Origin of the sequence: uncultured Marixanthomonas sp. (genome assembly GCF_963974425.1) — a bacterium.
Taxonomy (GTDB): Bacteria; Bacteroidota; Bacteroidia; order Flavobacteriales; family Flavobacteriaceae; genus Marixanthomonas.
The window spans coordinates 1-17,893 of record NZ_CAXBCK010000009.1 but is presented as its reverse complement, the minus strand read 5'-3'; the positions used below and the strand labels follow the sequence as shown (position 1 = coordinate 17,893).

The window sequence follows — 17,893 nt, the reverse complement described above, 5'->3', positions numbered from 1 at the left end:
ACTAATAACGATAGGAATGATAACAATCACAGATTTAGAAAAGTACTATGCTACCGAAGAGGTACGCACTATTGCCTTAAATAAACTATCCTTTACAGTAAATGAAGGTGAGTTTGTAGCCGTAATGGGACCTTCTGGATGCGGAAAATCGACATTACTTAATATTTTGGGTCTATTGGATGATCCTGACGCAGGTAGTTTTGTGTTTAATGGCATTGAAGTAGCTGGTTTCAACGAACGCAAACGTGCTAATTTACGCAAACATAATATCGGTTTTGTGTTTCAGAGTTTTAACCTAATTGATGAGCTGACAGTTTTTGAAAACGTTGAACTACCGTTGATTTATACAGGCGTTAAACCCGCCGAACGTAAGAAAAGGGTAGACGCAGTACTTGAGAAAATGCAGATTATGCACCGGCGCAAGCACTTTCCGCAGCAACTCTCAGGAGGACAACAACAGCGGGTGGCAGTTGCACGTGCCGTAGTAAACAACCCAAAGCTTATTTTGGCTGATGAACCTACAGGAAATCTAGACAGTAGCAACGGTAATGAAGTAATGGATTTATTAACCGAGTTGAACGAAGCTGGCACAACCATCATCATGGTAACGCACAGCGAGCACGATGCTAAATACAGCCACCGCATTATAAGAATGCTCGACGGGCAGAAAGTGACAGAGAATATTCTGGCGGAGTATAAGAATGTATAGTTAACGATATTCAGCAAACAGTAGGCAGTTGACAGTAAAAAACGGGAAGGTGGCTGAGTGTCGGTCACTGAGCGAAGCTAAAGTCTTTCGAAGCCAAAACATCAATCAAAAAGCGAACAATTATGTTTAAGAATTATTTTAAAATAGCATTCAGAAACCTTTGGAAAAACAAAGGATATAGCGCATTAAACATTTTTGGGTTGGCCATTGGGATTACCTGCGCGAGCTTAATTCTTCTTTGGGTTGAGGATGAAGTAAATTTTGACGAATCTATTGCAGACAAAGAACTGGTCTATGCCGTACCAACCAACCAAAAGTACGAGGGGGAATGGCGTACTTTTTTTGAGGCTACGCCAGGGCCTTTGGCAGCGGTCTTAAAAACAGAAATACCTGAAATTACAAAATCGGCACGCAAGCGTGATAAAAACTCACTTCTTAGTGTTGACGAGAAATCAATTAACAGCGAAGGAAGTTATGCCGATAAAGACCTCTTTGATATTTTTGGTCTTAATTTTATTGCTGGAAATCCTAAGCAAGCCTTTAAAGACAAAAAATCAATTGTTATTACTCAAAAGGTAGCTTCGATTCTTTTTGGCAATATCCAAGAAGCAATCGGAAAGAACGTAAAGGTTGATAAAAAAACAAATTTTATAGTTACCGGAGTTGTAGAAAACTTTCCCGAAAATACCAGTTTTTCATTTTCTTGGCTAGTTCCTTTTGAAAATTTTACTGACGGTAAGGAGTGGACTGAAGGGTATGGCTCTAATTTCACGGACACCTTTGTAAAATTAACAGCTGGAGCAGAATTTGAAAAAGTAAATGAAAAAGTAAAAGCAGTACTTCCTGCCAAATCGGGCGACCAAGAAACGGAAGCAATTTTATTTTCGGCGAATGATTGGCATTTACGATCCAATTTCAAAAATGGTGAAATAAGTGGAGGTCGTATTGAATACGTGCGTTTATTTAGTTTTATAGCACTCATCATTTTAATCATCGCTTGCATTAACTTTATGAATTTGGCTACCGCCCGAAGTGAAAAGCGCGCCAACGAAGTGGGAATGCGCAAAGCTTTAGGTTCTGGTAAAAGACAGTTAATTTTTCAATTTATTACTGAGGCCGTTTTCACTGCTTTATTGAGCGGCATAGTAAGTGTTTTTCTGTTAATGATTTTAATTCCACACTTTAACGCCTTGATAGATAAAAATTTAAGCCTAGCGCTTACCAAACCTCTACATTTTCTACCAATACTTTTTATAACACTCATCTGTGGGTTTTTATCCGGTCTTTATCCCGCGTTTTACCTTTCATCTTTTAAACCTATAGATGTACTTAAAGGATCTAAAAGACAAACAGGAGCTGCTTCTATTACACGAAAAAGTTTAGTGGTTATCCAGTTTTCGGCTTCCATCATTTTTATCATAAGCACCATCATAGTATATCAACAAGTGCAGCATGTAAAAAATAGAGACTTAGGAATGGAAAAAGAAAACCTTATAGAAGTACCTGCAGCAAATGGAAATATCATAAAAAATTTCAAATCTATTGAACAAGAACTACAGTCTTCTGGGTTAATTCAAAGTGCAGGCCTTATGAATTCGCAAATTTTATCTGGAGGGAATAACACCTCGAGTGTACAATGGCAAGGCAAACCAGAAAATGAAGACATTTTGATTTCTTTTAGAACGGCAACGCCTAACCTCTTTAAGACTACCGGGATGAAAATCAAGGAAGGGAAAGGTTTTGGTACTTCACAAGCGGCAGACAGTAGCAACGTATTAATATCTGAATCTTTTGCAAAACTGATGAATACGGAACATGTGGTGGGCAAAACGATTAACTGGCAAGAACAAGTTTTCACGATTAATGGGGTTGTAAAAGATTTTTTATACGGTGATATGTACGGAAACAGTGATCCCGTCATGTTTTTCAATCAAGCTGAAGGAGCAGATTACTTGTATATAAAACCAATAGCCAAGGCAGATATGAACAAAACGCTCAAAGAAATAGAACACGTACTCAAATCACAAAACCCAGGATTTCCTTTTGAATATAGGTTTGTAGATGAAGCTTTTAACGACCGCTTTAAAAGCGAGCAGTTAGTGGAAAATTTATCTCAAATTTTTGCGCTTTTAGCCATTATTATTTCCTGCTTAGGACTTTTCGGCCTATCTGCATACACAGCAGAACAACGTCGTAAGGAAATAGGTGTACGTAAGGTTTTAGGCTCTAGTATTCTGGGGATTGTAAGGCTCTTGTCAAAAGACTTTATGAAGCTAGTGTTTCTAGCCATTTTGGTGTCGGTCCCTATCGCTTGGTACGTCATGCAAAACTGGTTAGAAGATTTTGCATACCGAACAGAAATTAATTGGTGGGTATTCGTCATTGCAGGTTTAATAGCAATATGTATCGCACTGGTTACCGTAAGCTTCCAAGCCATTAAAGCAGCAATTGCAAACCCAGTAAAAAGTCTTAGGACTGAATAATTTTTATCAATCAAAAAGTGAACAATTATGTTTAGAAATTATTTCAAAATAGCGTGGCGTAGCCTTCAAAAGAACAAGCTACAGACTGGTATTAATTTACTGGGTTTAACGGTAGGTACCATTTGCTGCTTGAGCATCATTACCTATGTTATAGCACAGTTTGGGTATGACCAACAGTTTGAAGACTCCTCCTCGCTTTATAGGCTCAAAACCGTCATTGAAGGAAACGATGGCGGGAATCCTTCAGCAGGCAGTTCGCCACCTATTGCCTTTGCAATGAAAGAAGACTTCCCAGAAGTGGCCGAAGTGTGTCGATTAGTTTATTTCGGTGAAGGAAATGAAAGCCTTTTAAGAGTTACGAATAGTGATAAAGCGTATTACGAGTCTCGCGGGTATTTGGCAGACTCCACTTTTTTCAAACTATTTGACTATCCCTTTATTGAAGGAGAACGAGAAGGAGCCTTAAACGTACCAAACTCCATTGTGCTTTCAGAAACATTAGCAAAAAAACTATTTGGAAAAAAGAAGGCACTAAACAAAACATTGGTCCTTGGGAGTGGTGAGGAAGAACAAACCCTCACTATAAAAGGGGTTTTTAAGGATGATTATGGTAAAACGCATTTAAACCCAAATTATATTTTAACCATGAATTCTGGTGGAACCGGAGAGCGTGTCATGGAAATCCAAAATTTTGCAACACAAAACTTTGTGCTGAGTTATATCAAACTGAAACCGGGTGCAGATTCTGGACATCTGGAGTCAAAACTTCCTAGATTTTTACAAAAGTATGGGGCAAAGGATTTGGCCGCAGTTGGGTTCAAAAAATCGCTTTACCTTCAAAAGGTATCGGACATTCATTTATATTCAAAAGGAATTCGCAACCAAATTGATAACGTTTCAGATATCAACTATATCTATATGCTTCTTATTTTGGCATTGTTTATTCAATTGGTAGCCTGTATTAATTTTATCAACCTTAGTACAGCACGTGCGAACAAGCGAGCTAAGGAAATTGGGGTGCGGAAAGCAATTGGTGCTGATAAAGGTACACTCGTCCGTCAATTTTTAGGGGAATCCATATTGTTATCTTTATTTGCGTCGATTATCAGTATTCCTTTAACCGCCTTGGCATTGCCTTTTTTAAATACACTAACAGAAGGCTCTATAGGTTACTCAGCCTTGTTTGATTGGAAAATTTTAGCATCTCTTTTAATTTTAGGGACTCTTACAGGCTTAATTGCAGGGCTATACCCTGCAATCATCCTTTCTGGAATTAAGCCAGTAAAAGTTTTAAAAGGATCAGCAACCCTCAATTTAGGTAGTGGGAACCTGCGAAAAGGTTTGGTCGTATTTCAATTTGTAGTTTCCATTGGATTGATCTCTTCCGTTATTATCATTACCCAACAGGTAAAACATTCCCAAAAGATGGACATGGGTTACAATAAAGACAACCTCGTTGCCGTGCGATTAGGAACCCAGCAAGTTTCAGCAAATTTTAATGCTATAAAGTCAAATTTTGAAACAATTAATGGCGTTGCTGAAGTTTCTGGAAGTAATCATTATCCTTCAGAGTTTATTATAGGCGATCTAGGCTTAACGCTTCCAGGCGGAAACCCAGCCGATCAAACGTTGGTGCACTACGATGGTGTTAGCCCCAACTACCTTAAAACCGTTGGAACCTCTTTACTTACAGGGCGTACGCTCCGTAGCAACGATAGCATTCAGGTTTTGGTAAATAAAGCTACAATTGATGCTTTCAACATTCCATTAGAAAATGCTGTTGGATCCAAGCTTATCCAAACCTACGAAGGCGAAGTTGATGAGTTTGAAATTGTAGGTGTAACAGATAATTATCATTTCGCATCTTTAAAAGAAGAAATAGCACCCATGTTGCTCTTTAATGAAACCTGGCCAGGCTGGATAATTTTAAAAGCTGAAACTCAAGACTACGAAACCCTTTTAAATAATCTTGAAACTTCGTGGAGTACCATGAACCCTAACACTCCATTTATTTACACGTTTGTAGATAAAGAAGTTGAAAAGTTATATGCTGAAGAAAAACGCTTAGGCAAAATTTCGGTTGTATTTACCTCTCTAGCAATCTTGATAAGTTGTTTGGGGCTATTTGGATTAATCTCCTTTATTGCAGAACAGAAGAAAAAAGAAATAGGCGTCAGGAAAGTACTTGGAGCGAGTGTACAAAACGTAGTCCGTTTGTTAACCAAAGACTTTCTGAAACTGGTGGGTATCGCCTTTGTTATAGCTTCTCCACTTGCCTATTACGTCATGCAAAACTGGCTACAAGATTTTCCGTACCGAATAACAATTGAATGGTGGGTTTTTATAATTGCAGGCGGTTTTGCTGTAGCGATAACAATTTTAACAGTAGGTTTTCAAGCTATAAAATCAGCAATTGCAAACCCAGTAAAAAGTTTACGAACAGAATGATTCAGTGTTTAGTAATTAAAAATTGAGTGAAGTTATAATAAAAGTGGCTGAGTGATTCTGAAAGCGGATTATTTCAGAATCGCATCGAAGTCCAATAAAAAAGCGAACAATTATGTTTAGAAATTATTTTAAAATAGCTTGGCGAAACATACGCGTTAATAAACTTTTCACAGCTCTTAACATAGCTGGATTGGCCATTGGATTATGCGTTTGTATTCTCCTATTCGCCTTTATAAATAAGGAGCTGAGTTTTGATACCATGTATTCAAATTCAGAAGATATATATATAGTGAATATGGAGACTTCCGAAGAATATGATTTTGAAACGTGGGCTACCATGCCAAACGCAGTGGGACCAGCCATTTTACAAGATATTCCGCAGACCAAAAATATGACGCGACTTATTAAAGATGATTTTGGCGCTACCGCTTCGTTAGAAATAGGCGACAAGAATTTTAATGAGAATGGTTTGTATCTGGCAGACTCCGCTCTATTTAACATGTTCGATTTCAATTTTATTCAAGGTAATAGTCAAGATGCTTTTTCACGACCAAAATCCATTGTGCTTTCGCAATCAGCAAAAAAGCGATTGTTTGGAAGCGAAGATGCTATGGGAAAAATTATTTCGGTAAATAATCGTGATAGTCTTCAGGTCTCTGGCGTTTATAAGGATTTGCCTAAAAATAGTGTGATTGACTGCGATTTAGTCTATAACATCATGGACTCTTGGATGGGCACCAATGTGTATTGGAGCAATGCTAGTTATGAAACCTACGTGCAGCTTCAGCCTAATGCAAATATTGCCGAAGTGCAAAAACAGTCCAGCAAACTAATTGATAAATATGTGGATAAGGAAGGGCAATATTTTACAAAATTCTTTTTTCAACCATTAACAAAAATACATTTGTATTCTACAGATATCAGAGAGGGATACTCGTCTCGATTGGGGAATATCAGCACCATAAAAAGTTTGCTGTTCCTCTCTATTTTGGTTTTGCTTATTGCCTGTATCAATTATATGAACCTTGCAACCGCTAACTCTCAAAAACGATCTAAGGGAATTGGTATGAACAAAATTCTAGGTGCAAATCGCAAGCAAATACTTTCCCTTTTTTATATAGAAACGGGTATCCTCGTTTTCATTTCCATAATTATAGGATATGGAATTTCATTTTTGGCACTTCCTTTATTCCGAAGCATTACAGGAAATGAACTTAATTATACTGGATTATTGTCTCCTGCAATCATACTAAGTCTTGTTGTAACTTGGATTTTGGTCACCCTAATTGCGGGAAGCTACCCAGCACTCTCTATGTCGAGTATTTCTCCGTTATCGTTGGTAAACAAATCGAAGAAAAAATATGCTGTAGCCAATGTTATAAGAAAGGGGCTTGTGGTATTTCAATTTGCCGCCTCCATTATTTTAATTATTGCTGTTACCATCATATTTCAGCAAATGGATTTTATTAGAAACAAAAAGTTAGGATATAACCCTAATGGTGTTGTAGCGCTTTCCGTTAAATCTGCTGAAAGCCGACAACAAATTCAGAATGTAATAAACGATTTAAAAAGACAGACGAGTGTAGAAAGTCTTTCCGCCGTACAATCCATCCCAGGTGAGAATGAAAGTGGTCGGTCTGTACGAAAATTAAGTACCGACAATACTGGAATGCCCATAGCGAGTTGTCGTACCGACGGTTTTGTTGTAGAAACCATGCAGCTTAACCTGCTAGCAGGTAATCCGCTGCCTAAAACCCTTGTTAAGGGCGATTCTATTATTTACACCTTAATAAATGAAAAAATTACTAGCTATTTGGGATATAAAACGCCCGAAGAAGCTGTTGGAAAATATATAAACACCGAATTGGGTGATAAATCTATCGTTACAGGAGTAGTAGAAAACTTCAACTATAATTCATTGAAAGAAGATGTTGGCGGATATATGTATTACAAATCGAATAATGCTCCAGAATCGATACGCACGTTGCTGATTAGATATAATACCTCGAATCTTTCAGAGTTTATGGGGCAATTGCAAAAAAGCTTTACTGGTAATTTACCAAATACCGCTTTTGACTATCAGTTTTTAGATACACACGTTGCAAATTTATATGCTTCGGAAGAGAAAACAGCTCAAACAGCAACCACTTTTTCCTTATTAGCCATTTTTATAGCTTGTTTGGGATTATTTGGGTTGGCCGCATTTACAGCTGAAGCACGAACTAAAGAAATTGGCATTCGTAAAGTTTTAGGTGCCAGCATATCTGGAGTTACCAGCTTGTTGACCAAAGATTTTTTAAAGTTGGTATTAATTGCATTTGTAATTGCGGCTCCAGTTGCTTATTGGATTATGAATACTTGGTTATTGGACTTTGCTTATCGCACAGAGATTAATTGGTGGGTTTTTGCGGTTGCAGGGCTTCTTGCAATCTGTATTGCTTTAATTACAGTAAGTTTTCAAGCCATAAAAACAGCAATCGCAAACCCTGTAAAGAGTCTAAGAACAGAATGATCCAGTATTTAGAAATTAAAAATTGAGTGAAGTTATAATAAAGGTGGCTAAGTGATTCCGAAAGCTAAGCATTTCAGAATTGTATCGAAGTCCAATCAAAAAATAAATAGTTATGTTTAGAAATTATTTCAAAATCGCCTTACGAAACCTTTGGAAGGATAGAACTTTTACGGTTCTAAATATTATTGGCTTAACAACAGCATTTGGAATTGCTTTTTTACTAAGCACCTACGCCTTATTTGAATTATCATACGATAAATTCCACGAAAATAAAGGTTCAATTTATCAAGTATATACTACCTCTCAGACCCCAAAAGGGCCAGAATCTAGTGATGCCAATCCTATTCCTTTTGCAGCTGCCTTAAAAAGTGAAGTGCCCGGTGTAAAAAAAATAACCCGTTATGCAACTGGTGGACCACTTCTTACCTATAAAAATAAAACCCTGAGCATAGGTTCTTCTTGGGCAGATCCAGAATTTTTTGAAATTTTCTCCTTTCCTATTTTAGAGGGTAATAAAAACAATCCAATAGAAAGATCAACAGTTGCGTTAACAGAAGAAACAGCAAAGAAAATATTTGGTAGCGAAAAGGCCATCGGCAAAACCATTAGTATAAAACGTGACGGTAAAGAAACGCCTGTAACGGTATCAGCAATTTTAAAAGACTTTCCTGAAGCAAGTTCTTTACGTTTTGGGGCGATTTTTAATTTTATGGATTTACCAGATTCATTTTACAAAAGCAAAAAGGATCGTTGGGACGCACATAATCACCCTGTTTATTTACAATTAGCAGAGGGTATTTCTCCCAGAAAATTTGAAAAATCTACCCAAGAATTTTCAACGCTTCATTTTACAGATGATATAACAAATGCTAAACGGGATGGTGCGAAACCAAATGCAGAAGGTCAATACAGACAGATACACCTTTTGCCATTTGAGGACGTTAGTTTTACGGATTTAAACGCCGCTGAGGTAAAAGTTAGTAAAACGCTACAATATGTGATATTAGGCATAGCGTTTCTCATTTTGTTTATTGCAAGCATCAATTTTATAAATATGAGCATTGCTAAAGGCTCACAAAGACTTCGTGAAATTGGAATGCGAAAAACTTTAGGAGCAGGAAAAACCCAACTATTCTTCCAGTTTTGGGGAGAAAGCATCTTAATTTTTAGTATCGCGGTAATTTTGGGAGCATTATTGGCTTTTTCATTACTAAATACTTTTCAAACTTTATTTCGTACTAGTGCATCATTTGAGTTAGTAGCAACCCCAACAATTATAATTGGCTTAATTATATCCTTATTACTTATAACGCTCATTGCTGGTGGATATCCAGCTTTTTTAATGAGTAAACTAGGCACTCTCCATGCATTGAAAGGGAAGCTGGAGACTTCAGGTAGAAACCGGGTGCGGAATGCTCTTATTGTAGTGCAGTTTGGTATTGCCATTTTACTTATAAGTAGCACCTTAGTATTGCGAGAACAATTGAACTACCTGAGAAACAAAGACCTGGGATTTAATAAAGAACAAGTAATTGCCTTTCCTTTAAAAACTAAAAAGGACCGTAAGCAGTTGTTGCAATTAATGCGAAATGAACTTTTAACAAAACCCAATATTATGAGTGTTACCGCTTCAAATAATATTTTAGGTCTTGGAAAGGACGGTAGTACTTCTACAAGTATTATGGGTTTTGAATATAAAGGTCGTGAAGTAAAAACAAACCTCCTTTTTGTGGATTATGATTATCCACAAACATTAGATATGCCGCTCTTGCAGGGAAGATCCTTTAAAAGAGAATATGCAGCAGATAGTCTTTCGGTAGTTATAAACGAGGCGATGGTTAAAGAATTTGGAGAAGAAGATCCATTAAATATTCGATTCATTTTAAACGATTCAATTCAGTTTTCTGTAATAGGAGTGGTCAAAGATTATAATTTTCAAAGCATGAATAAATCTATTGAGCCAATGAGCTTTTTTATGAATTCAAAAAAACCACTGTATCACGCTTATGTTAAGGTTGCGCCAGATAACTTAGCTCAATCGTTTACTACTGTAAAAGCAGCTTGGGATAGACTTGAGCCAGATACAGAGTTTTTAGGCTCCTTTTTAGATGAAAATATAGAAAGAACCTTGGTAAAGGAACGAACTATGATAACAATGATTTCTAGTGGTTCTATCTTGGCAATAATATTAAGTTGCATTGGTCTTTTTGCTATCTCATTATTGGTGGTTTCGCAAAGACAAAAGGAAATTGGCATACGGAAAGTAGTTGGTGCCAGTGTATCTACAATTACTTTTTTACTAACCAAGGATTTCTTAAAACTTGTAGGTATTGCTTTTATCATTGCTACACCAATTGCTTGGTATGCTACTTCACAATGGCTTCAAGATTATGCGTATCGAATTGACTTGACTATTTGGATTTTCCTAATGGCTGGTACTATAGCGTTAATAATTGCCGTGTTTACTATAAGTTTCCGAACGATACAGGCTGCTATAAAGAACCCGGTTGAGAGTTTAAAAGCGGAATAACTAAATAAGATCTTACGGCTATTTCTTTCAGAATAAAAATCATAAAAAAATAATACAATATGTTACTACAACTTAACCATATTTACAAATGGGTCACGCAAGGTGGAAGGCGTGTCTTTTTACTAAATGACATTAGCCTTACAGTTGAAGAAGGTGAGTTTATCACCATTATGGGGCCTTCTGGGTCTGGTAAATCCACGTTGCTGAATGCTATTGGGATGCTCGATGATTTTCAGGAAGGGGAATATGCGTTTCTAGATGAATCGGTACACACTATGAAAGAGAAATACCGGTCTAAATTGTATAAAGAATACATTGGGTTTGTGTTTCAGGCCTATCACTTGATAGATGAGCTTACTGTGTATGAAAACATAGAAACTCCTTTATTGTACAAAAATGTAAAATCGGCTGAACGAAAAGCACTAGTAGCTGATATGCTAGATCGATTTAATATTGTAGGTAAAAAGGATTTATTTCCTAGTCAGTTAAGCGGGGGACAGCAACAGTTAGTAGGCATTGCTCGTGCTTTGATTGCAAAACCAAAACTGATTTTGGCCGATGAACCCACAGGAAATCTTAACTCGAAACAAAGCGAAAAAATTATGCAACTATTTAAAGAGCTTAACGAGGCAGGAGTTACGATTATTCAAGCTACACATTCTGAAGCCAACGCATCTTACGGTTCGCGAATTATACACCTTCTAGATGGACGAAAAGACTGTAAATAGAAAACTATTCATCAATCACTTATAATATGATTTTTAAACTTTCCATAGCATTATATTTTGCAACTACCATGTTTCTTTTTTCGCAAACTGAAGAAAGAACGGCACATACTCTTGCTGAATGCATCGATCTAGCTATAAAAAACAACCTTGACCTTAAAACAACTCGGCTATCTAAAGAGACACAAGATGTAAATTTTAAACAAAGTAAGAACGCCTTATTGCCTAACATCAACGGATCTTATAACTTAGGAGTTAGTAGTGGTCGGAGTATCGATCCCTTTACCAATGGTATTATCAACCAAGAACTTACTTTTTCAAACGCAGGTTTAGCGCTGGATGCAATAGTTTTTAACGGGTTTAGGCTTATTAACAGTTGGAAACAAGCAAAATTGAACCTTGAATCTGCCGAAATGGAAGTAGAAGCCGCTAAACAAGCTTTAATACTTAATGTAACCTTGACATACTTACAAGTATTGAATGCACAAGATTTGGTTAAACTGGCTGAATCTCGATTAAAAACTACCCAAGGACAGTTGGACAGATTAAAGAGTTTATATGAAGAAGAAACTGGAAACCCCGCAGAATATCGTGACCTCCAAGGACAATTGGCGATGGATGCAGCAAACATCGCAGTAAATAAAAATACACTTGAAAACGAACTAATAAACCTTAATACTCTTGTTAATACAAATAAGGCTATAACGGTTGCTCCTTTAAATGTACAATTAGATTTCGAAGGTTATAATCATAAGGCACAAGAAGTTTATGAAAAAGCACTACAAGTTTTCCCCACGGTTAAAGCAAGCGGTTTAAGCTTGGAAGCGGCTGAGAAAGGAGTTGCTGTTGCACGTTCTCAATATATCCCAGAAATTAGTTTTTTTGCCAATTTGAATACAAATTATTCTAGCGCAGCAAGGCTTTTTAATGAAATGGGGACCAGTATTGTGGAAACTGGTGAATTTGTAACTATAAATAATCAAGACTATTCAATTTTCACGGAAGAAATCAACTTTACAAGTGGTAAAATCCCGTATCGTGATCAATTTGACAATAATTTGAACTCTTCAATAGGAGTAGCGGTAAGTGTTCCTATATTTAATGGTTTTAGGGCTAAAAATAATGTCGCTCTTGAAAAAATTAAAAAAGAAGAAGCCCAAACAGCTTTCGAATTGACTAAACAGAACCTTAAACAGTCAATAAACCAATCTTATAGCGCTATGCAGACAGCTTTTCAACGCTATAAGCTTCTGCAAGATCAAGTAAAAGCATATCAAGAATCTTTCCGAATTAATGAAATTGGGTTTAACAATGGTGTTTCTAATAGCGTAGAATATATTATTAGCAAAAACAATCTTGACAATGCCGAAACGAATCTAGCGAATGTAAAATATGAATATGCACTTCGGGTAAAGGTTCTAGAGTATTATCAAGGGAATATTTAATGATTGGTCGTTTCTATTAATACCACAATTTTTGAAGTTTTTTGAAAAGAACTTTCATTCTGAATAAACAATTCACTTAAGTAGATTAAACTCAATCGCAGAAAAGCGATGGCGTTCACAGAAAAAATAACTTTCTATATTTAACTTTAACTTATTTGGTACAAAAAGTACCGACTGGGTTCATATTACTCGACCCTAATACAAGAATATTTTTATTATTTGAAGTTAAAGAACTGGCTGTTAGTTTATTGTTGGCATTTGTTTCAAAAGGTTTACTCATGGTACGACCCTTGAATAAGATATAATCTTTATAAACAGGATGTGGTGTTATCGCACTTCAATTTAAATTTTATATCTAATTCTGAAATAAACATATGAAAAAAATAGGTTTGGTCAAAGAACCCGCATTCGAAACTCGAATTTGTTTTTTACCTAAAGAAGTTAAACAGCTAACACAACTATTAGAAATAGATGTTCAAGTAGAAAAAGGTCTGGGCGAAGGATTTGGAGTTTCAGATACCGAATACGAAGAAGCGGGAGCAAGTTTGCAAACCCGGAAGAATGTTTTAAATAATTCAGATTATATCCTTTCTATTAATGAGGTGACTGATCTTGTATTGGACGGAAAACAAAACGTCTTGATCGGGATTTTCAATTTGTTGTTCTACCCGGAGCGAGCCGAAAAATATGTAGAAAAAAACACCACCGTTTATAGCTTAGATTTATTACCTCGAACCACCTTGGCGCAGTCTATGGATGTTTTATCTTCTATGGCTTCTATAGCAGGTTATAAAGCTGTGCTTAAAGCGATCTCTCATTACAACAGTTCGTTCCCAATGTTTACAACAGCAGCCGGAACGCTTAATCCTGCCAAGGTATTGGTGTTAGGAGCGGGCGTTGCTGGACTACAAGCTATTGCTACAGCTAAAAGATTAGGTGCTGTCGTAGAAGCTTTCGACGTTCGAAAATCTGCTGGGGAAGAGGTCAGGAGCCTTGGAGCCAAATTTGTAGAAGTGGAAGGTGCCGAAGAAGCGAAGGATGCAGGCGGATATGCCGTCACCCAATCTGAAGAATACCTGAAGAAACAAAAAGAATTGATCCACGAGCGCATACGCAATGCTAATATAGTTATCTGTACCGCAAATATACCTGGTAAAAAAGCACCTTTATTGATCGAAAAAAGATCGATTGAAGCGATGAAATCAGGATCGGTAATTATAGATATGGCAGCAGAGCAAGGCGGAAATTGCGAAATGACCCAAGCCAGAGAAACCATTGTTTACAATAATGTGACCATCGTTGGTAATTCGCATTTATCAAGGGAAGTGTCGCAATCTGCATCACAATTGTTGTCAACAAACTATTATAATTTCTTGAAATACTTAATTCAATCAACCAAAGAAGACGATATATTGTTAGAAAAGAGTAAGGTGATTGACAATGGAACTATAACAAACCCTTTATTAACCAATAAATTTGAACTCGCATAATATGGAATTTATCCAAAACAATCTTGATATTATCTACTTTGTAATATTTTGTATTTTCATCGGTATCGAAGTGATAGCAAACGTTCCAGCCATTCTTCACACTCCTTTAATGTCTGGGGCTAATGCCATTAGTGGCGTAATTATGGTAGGTGCCGTAATTATGATGTTTCAAGTTCCACCAACAAATTATATAACTCTCACCCTAGGTGGAATCGCAGTATTTCTAGGTGCTTTGAACATTTCGGGTGGCTTTTTTGTCACAGGACGAATGTTAAAAATGTTCAACACGAAAAAATAATTTCAAATGAATGTATTAGTTGAAGTTGGCTATTTATTGGCCACCGTTTCTTTTTTAGGTGGATTGAAGTTTATGAGTTCCCCAAAACACGCCAAAATTGGTAATTTAATTGCAGCTACGGGAATGATAATTGCTGTATTATGCACTTTTTGGATGCTCAATACTCAAACCGTCCCGTCTGTTAACCTTATTATAATAGCTGTTGCCATATTATTGGGTACAATAGGTGGAAAAGTTATGGCTTCCAAAGTCGAAATGACCGCCATGCCACAATTGGTTTCTTTATTTAACGCAACTGGAGGTGGTTGTGCCATGCTTTTAGGAATTGTTGAAGCAAAACAAGCTGGCTTTAGTTCTTCCTTTTTAGGAATGCAAATTTTATTGCTTTTAGGGTTGATTACCGGAGCAGTAGCAGCTTCAGGAAGTGTTGTCGCCTATCGAAAACTTGCCGGAAAAACGAAAGACAATCGTCATGTTATGGTTGTTTTAGGTTCCAGAATCCTATTGGTGTTATTTTTTGTGATGCCTATTTTATATTTCGTAGGAGTACTACCCATATCTTTTGAAATATTAGCGTATGCAATGGCGTTCATTGCGTTGGTGTATGGTGTTTTATTTGTATTGCCCATTGGTGGTGCCGATATGCCAGTTGTAATTTCGTTGCTAAATTCAATTACTGGTATTGCTACCGCTTTGGCAGGTTTTGTCTATGGTAACAAAGCGATGATTGCGGGTGGTATTTTTGTTGGCGCAGCAGGAATTCTATTGACGTTATTAATGTGTAGAGCGATGAACCGTTCTTTGCTTAAGGTATTGGCGGGGAAATTTAAAAAAGGAAAAGTAGCCGAAGATACAAAAGCGCAAAATATAAAGGAAACAACCGTTTCCGAAACAGCTATGCAGCTATCTTTTGCCAATAAAATTGCAATAATCCCAGGATATGGTCTTGCGGTGGCTCAAGGACAACATCTTTGTGGTCAACTACAACAACTTTTAGAAAAGAGAGATGCCCAAGTAGATTTTATCATACACCCTGTCGCAGGAAGAATGCCTGGACATATGAATGTGTTACTTGCTGAAGCAAATATAGATTACGAACACTTAAAAGAAATGGATCAAGTAAATGGCGATATGGCCCATTACGATATGGTCTTGATAATCGGGGCAAACGATGTGGTAAACCCAGCTGCAGAAAACAATCAAGATAGTCCTATCTACGGGATGCCTATTGTTAAAGCATATCAAAGTAAGCAAACAGTGGTGATGAAACGAGGAATGAGTAATGGGTATGCAGGCGTTTCAAACGATTTGTTTGGAATGGACAATTGTAACTTATTGTTTGGAGATGCTAAAGATTCTTTGCAAAATATAATCAATCAATTAAAATTAATTTAATAAGATGATAGCTGCTTTTTAAAGCAAACGGTTTTAAAATTCCCTCAATTTTCTTTGAAAAACAACTGTCGCCGTGGTTATTCTATTAATTTAGGCAGCTACTCAACAGACTTTTCCTATTTTTAGAGTATAGAAGAAAGCTTAGTTTTTGTAACACGATACCATTTGGTGATAATGAAATTTTAAACTTCTAAAATCTAGCACATGTCGCATACAGAAGAAGCCTTACAAGAACGAATAAAAGAATTAACTTGTTTATATGAAGTATCATCAATTATCGTCAGTGCTAATGTTGAAGAGTTAGATGAAACCTTAAAAGCAATTGCAAATAGTTTAAAAAAAGCCTTTCAATTTCCTAAATATACTGAAATAGCAATCGAAACATCTATTAACTCTTTTAAAACGGGAAATGTAGATGAAAACGTCGGTCTCAGCAGCGAAATTAAGGTTTTCAACAAACTTAATGGAAAAATAATAGCATCTTTAACTGCTGATAAAAGTGCTTTTTTAAGAGAGGAACAGCAGTTGTTAGACAATGTAGCTCTAAAGATTGAAAACTTACTAGAACGCATTGAAATTAAGGAGAACGAAGCTTCTTTAAAACGACAAATGGAACGTGCCGATCGTTTGAGTATCATTGGCGAAATAACAGCAGGAATTGCTCACGAATTAAATACACCATTGGCCAATATCCTAGGTTTTGCTGAATTGTTGAAAGATGAATTCAAAAACGAAAAGAATGTTTCAAGTGATTTAGATAAAATTATTCATAACGCCATATTTTCTAGAGAGGTAGTAAAAAAACTGATGTTTTTTGCCTGCGAAATGCCTCAGGAAATGAAGAAAGTAAACATTGTCCCCAATATTAGAGATGCCATTAGCTTGCTTGATGCTACCTTTCGTAAGGAAGAAGTAAAATATGTCGTGAAAATTGAAGAAGAAGAATTGTGGCTGAAAGCCGATACTATTCAGTTAACGCAGATTATATTCAATTTAATAATAAACGCCATTTACTTTTCGCCTAAAAATGGATTGGTGACTATTAAAGCATTTCAGACAGAAACAGAAAATGCCCTTATAATTTCCGATGAAGGTCCAGGACTTCCTAAAAAAGATCTTGAGAAAATATTTCAACCTTTTTTCAGTACAAAACCCACAGGCGATGGATCAGGTTTGGGCCTTAGCGTGGTGCACGGTATCGTATTGAGCCATAAAGGAACTATCAAGGCCGAAAATAATAAAAACAAAGGTGCTACCTTTACCGTTAGGCTTCCAAAATCATAACCTATGCAGTTACGCAGTGAAAACATACTTATTGTAGATGATGATATCGATATATTGGAATTGTTACAACGTCATTTACGTTCGTGGAATTTTCATACGTATCGAGCTGTTTCGGTAAAAGAAGCAGTCACTATTTTGCGTGATACCCGAATCGATTTGTTGATTACCGACCTGAAAATGCCTGAAATTGATGGGTTCGAACTTATTAAATTTGTTTCAGAACACTATCCAAATTTACCCAAATTGGTAGTAACTGGATATCCTTCTATACAAGATTCGCTTAACGCAATTAAATCTGGTGTGGTGGCGTACCTCACAAAACCTTTCACCAAAGATGAATTAAAAACGGCTGTGGATGGCACGTTACAAGCCGATACAAATAACAACCCAAAAATTTCTACAAATGAAACGGCTGTAACTAAACCAGCCAATCAAGACAGCGAACCATATGGCGATATAATTGGTTCTTCGGAAAAAATAAACGATATAATTCAAATTATCGAGCGTGTAAAGAATAATAAAGCTACCATTTTTATAAAAGGGGAGAGTGGTACTGGAAAAGAACTTGTGGCTC

The 17,893-nt window shown here is 36.6% G+C and carries 12 protein-coding genes; all 12 read left to right on the top strand.

The features are described from left to right. Nucleotides 1-16 precede the first annotated feature (16 nt). Entirely contained in the window at nt 17-709 is a 693-nt protein-coding gene (locus AACZ92_RS03695) for an ABC transporter ATP-binding protein (protein ID WP_339697261.1), read from the top strand. Nucleotides 710-831: 122 nt separating this feature from the next. Next, a complete protein-coding gene (locus tag AACZ92_RS03690) occupies nt 832-3,192 on the top strand; it encodes an ABC transporter permease (protein ID WP_339697259.1) in 2,361 nt (786 codons plus the stop codon). 27 nt (nt 3,193-3,219) lie between these two features. After that, nucleotides 3,220-5,640 carry an FtsX-like permease family protein gene (locus AACZ92_RS03685; RefSeq protein ID WP_339697257.1) on the top strand — a complete coding sequence of 807 codons (2,421 nt, stop codon included), beginning with the start codon at nt 3,220-3,222 and terminating at the stop codon, nt 5,638-5,640. Between the two features lie 112 nt (nt 5,641-5,752). Beyond that, nucleotides 5,753-8,152 carry an FtsX-like permease family protein gene (locus tag AACZ92_RS03680; protein WP_339697255.1) on the top strand — a complete coding sequence of 800 codons (2,400 nt, stop codon included), beginning with the start codon at nt 5,753-5,755 and terminating at the stop codon, nt 8,150-8,152. Nucleotides 8,153-8,264: 112 nt separating this feature from the next. Further along, complete coding sequence (locus tag AACZ92_RS03675; protein WP_339697253.1) at nt 8,265-10,682, top strand: ABC transporter permease; 2,418 nt, start codon at nt 8,265-8,267, stop codon at nt 10,680-10,682. Between the two features lie 59 nt (nt 10,683-10,741). After that, the gene (locus AACZ92_RS03670) at nt 10,742-11,410 is read left to right on the top strand and encodes an ABC transporter ATP-binding protein (RefSeq protein ID WP_339697250.1); all 669 of its coding nucleotides are present in this window, start codon (nt 10,742-10,744) and stop codon (nt 11,408-11,410) included. 26 nt (nt 11,411-11,436) lie between these two features. After that, the gene (locus AACZ92_RS03665; protein ID WP_339697248.1) at nt 11,437-12,852 is read left to right on the top strand and encodes a TolC family protein; all 1,416 of its coding nucleotides are present in this window, start codon (nt 11,437-11,439) and stop codon (nt 12,850-12,852) included. Nucleotides 12,853-13,226: 374 nt separating this feature from the next. After that, nucleotides 13,227-14,342, top strand: a complete 1,116-nt coding sequence (locus AACZ92_RS03660; RefSeq protein WP_339697246.1) for an NAD(P) transhydrogenase subunit alpha — start codon at nt 13,227-13,229, stop codon at nt 14,340-14,342. A gap of 1 nt (nt 14,343) precedes the next feature. Continuing rightward, complete coding sequence (locus AACZ92_RS03655; protein WP_339697244.1) at nt 14,344-14,640, top strand: NAD(P) transhydrogenase subunit alpha; 297 nt, start codon at nt 14,344-14,346, stop codon at nt 14,638-14,640. Nucleotides 14,641-14,646: 6 nt separating this feature from the next. Continuing rightward, a complete protein-coding gene (locus AACZ92_RS03650; protein ID WP_339697242.1) occupies nt 14,647-16,035 on the top strand; it encodes an NAD(P)(+) transhydrogenase (Re/Si-specific) subunit beta in 1,389 nt (462 codons plus the stop codon). A gap of 204 nt (nt 16,036-16,239) precedes the next feature. Continuing rightward, a complete protein-coding gene (locus AACZ92_RS03645) occupies nt 16,240-17,319 on the top strand; it encodes a HAMP domain-containing sensor histidine kinase (RefSeq protein ID WP_339697240.1) in 1,080 nt (359 codons plus the stop codon). Between the two features lie 3 nt (nt 17,320-17,322). Then, nucleotides 17,323-17,893, top strand: a 571-nt coding sequence (locus tag AACZ92_RS03640; protein ID WP_339697238.1) for a response regulator, incomplete at its 3' end; no start/stop codon positions are given.